The organism is Elizabethkingia argenteiflava (assembly GCF_009904105.1).
Taxonomy (GTDB): domain Bacteria; phylum Bacteroidota; class Bacteroidia; order Flavobacteriales; family Weeksellaceae; genus Elizabethkingia; species Elizabethkingia argenteiflava.
In genome coordinates this window covers 1-2,453 of the sequence record NZ_JAAABJ010000314.1, presented here as the reverse complement: position 1 = coordinate 2,453, position 2,453 = coordinate 1, and the positions used below count along the sequence as shown (strand labels likewise).

The 2,453-nt window shown below is 30.9% G+C and carries 3 protein-coding genes and 1 pseudogene; 1 reads left to right on the top strand and 3 read right to left on the bottom strand.

Annotation, left to right across the window (positions count from 1 at the left end):
- Positions 1 to 469: 469 nt before the first annotated feature.
- The 3 genes from GNY06_RS03295 to GNY06_RS03285 are packed head-to-tail and all read right to left on the bottom strand — an operon-like array spanning position 470 to position 1,556.
- A complete protein-coding gene (locus tag GNY06_RS03295; protein WP_166518787.1) occupies positions 470 to 844 on the bottom strand; it encodes a YdaU family protein in 375 nt (124 codons plus the stop codon).
- Between the two features lie 17 nt (positions 845 to 861).
- A complete protein-coding gene (locus GNY06_RS03290; protein ID WP_166518786.1) occupies positions 862 to 1,095 on the bottom strand; it encodes a hypothetical protein in 234 nt (77 codons plus the stop codon).
- An 11-nt stretch (positions 1,096 to 1,106) separates the two neighbouring features.
- Entirely contained in the window at positions 1,107 to 1,556 is a 450-nt protein-coding gene (locus tag GNY06_RS03285; protein ID WP_166518785.1) for a hypothetical protein, read from the bottom strand.
- A 107-nt stretch (positions 1,557 to 1,663) separates the two neighbouring features.
- Here GNY06_RS03285 and GNY06_RS03280 point away from each other — a divergent pair.
- Positions 1,664 to 1,774 (top strand): annotated as a pseudogene (locus GNY06_RS03280) (IS1 family transposase); the annotation flags it as partial.
- Positions 1,775 to 2,453: the final 679 nt, after the last annotated feature.

The window sequence follows — 2,453 nt, the reverse complement described above, 5'->3', positions numbered from 1 at the left end:
TTTTCTTTATATATTGCCATTGGTTTTCAGTTAGATCAGTTGGGTATTTCATTCCTTTTTTTCCAAATATCCAACTTCTGAAAACCTTCCTAACAAAATTTTCTACACAAATTTAAACAGCCTCTTAATGTTGTGTTTTTTACATTCTTCCAAAACAAGTTTGATTGCATTTTCTGTGAACACAGCTCTTTTCTGGCGTCTTACCTCAATCCATCCGTCAGCATCTTCTTCTTCAACACCCAAGTCCAATATCTTTTTCTTGAAATCTTCTTTGCTGAAATACTTTTCTTTTTTTTGCGCAACTTTTTTTCTTTTGCCTGAATTCGGATTTATACCACCAGAATTTTCAGAAGAAACTTCAACCGGAATTTCTTTTATTATATTTTCTTCTAATGTTCTTTTAAAAAAAGAACATTAGAAGAAGAAGATGAAGGGCTTTTTTTGGCTTTTATTTGGGTTTTGGTTTGGGTTAACCCAACTGAAACCACTGGGTTTTTATTTTCTTGTAATTTATCTGATTGATTTTCAATGACTTCTTTCTTTGGTAACCTCCTTTTTTACCATTTTCCGCTTGTTTTTTATGGAAATTGGATGTTTTTTCACGTTCAATTTCAAGCCTTTTGTTGTAAATAAATTCATCCTCTTCAATGAATTTTTCTTTTAATTCATCAGAAAAATTAACCCACTCAATACCCACTAAAAACCCAAGCCTTTTTTTGGGTATTTTCCCATCAGTCCCTTGTTTAGCCAGAATCTTAATATAAATACCTACTTCTTCATTTGTCAAGAAAATACATCCGGTTAAAAAATCCTCTGCGTATAATTGAAATGCTGGTGCTGTCATCTTATTCTTTTTATGGTTTATAATATTAGATTATTGAAGGTATTTTCCCCATTTTCGGAAATTTCATTCCGGTATTCAACCTGAACATAATCACCTGTGTCAAGGTCAATTATTTTATAGAAGTTCTTTGGTCTGGTCTGAATGCAGAATTGATTATCTGTATCTTCTTCAATAATCAAGTCCATCCTTAAAGATTTTCCTTCAACTCCAATCTTCTGTTTCTTTAATATCCGTCCGAAAATTTTTGGCATTTTGATTAATTTTAAGCTGCCTGAATGACATCTAATATTTTTTCAAGTGATGTAATCTTGGATTTTATTTTATCAATTTCCTTTTTCACTATTTCCTTGGTGAACAAGGTTAATCCAAGATGATAATCTGATTCAAGTTTACTTTTACTGTCACGAAGGCGAACAAATTCAGCATTGATTAAATCAATTCTTTCTTCTACACTGTTTAATGTTCGGTAAATTGTATTGTTCTTATTCGTGAACTTGTTAACTTTACTTCCGTCTTCTGCTACCAAAAATATATCTCGCAGTTCCCGCACCCTTGGCAGTATTTCATTAATAGGAAGTAAGGTCATCCCGGATAAATCTTGTGACGAAATTCCGGGATTCCCTTGAATCATCTTGAAAACAAACTTTCTTCTTTCAGGTAGTTGTTCAACTATGGCTTTGAAAGGATTATTTCTGTTTGCAATTGATTCCATTGTTCAAATTATTTGTAAATAATTGCTAAATCCTGATATTCTGAAAGTTCAAGGCTAAACATGTATTCTTTTTTTTCCTGAATAAGTTCATCCAGTTCAACACTTTCAAACCAGAAACATTTACCCTAGAAGCTTATAATAGTTTGTTTAGGCATTTTTTAGCAAGAATGAGAAGAAAGTCCAAATGCTATTCTAAAAAAATAGAAATGCTCATATGATCGGTACTTCTCTTAATGCACCATCGTAATAAAACACTATCTATATTTGATTAGCTATGCTGATTTTTGTAATGATAGAGGTGTTCGAAGATCAAGCACAAACTATGGCTGCGATAGGTTAAATCTCCTGCTATAGCCATTATTTGCAGTGGCATTATCTATATTAATTCAATATTATGCTTCTAATATTTTTTTTTAATATTAGATATAGTTTTTTTTTTAAATTTACCTCAAATGAATACCTAATACTTCGTCTAAAAAATGTGCAAAAATGATCGTGTAATTAAAAATTTTTAAGTATAGAAGTTGTTTAAACTTTAAAAAAAGTAAAAGAGTTCGGAGAAAATTAGCAAATTTGAATTGAAACTTAAATAACTGATAATCTGGAACTCATCAGTAGAAATAAAATAGAAAGATGGATTTTACCTCCTTTAAGTAAAGGAAAAAGAGGGTTTTCGACAAGATATGATCTGGTAAAAATAATTAGCTTATTTTAAAGCACCTTAAAACGGGCTTTCAGTGGAGGGAATTAAGTTTGAAATAATAATTTGGCAAAGAGAAAATCTGCTGGCAAAGCATTTACTATTATTTCAATAAATGGATCAAAGACGGCTCTTTCAGAAAGGCTTGGATAGGTCTTTTGCTTCTTAATAAAAGAAAATTGGATATGTCAAGCCTT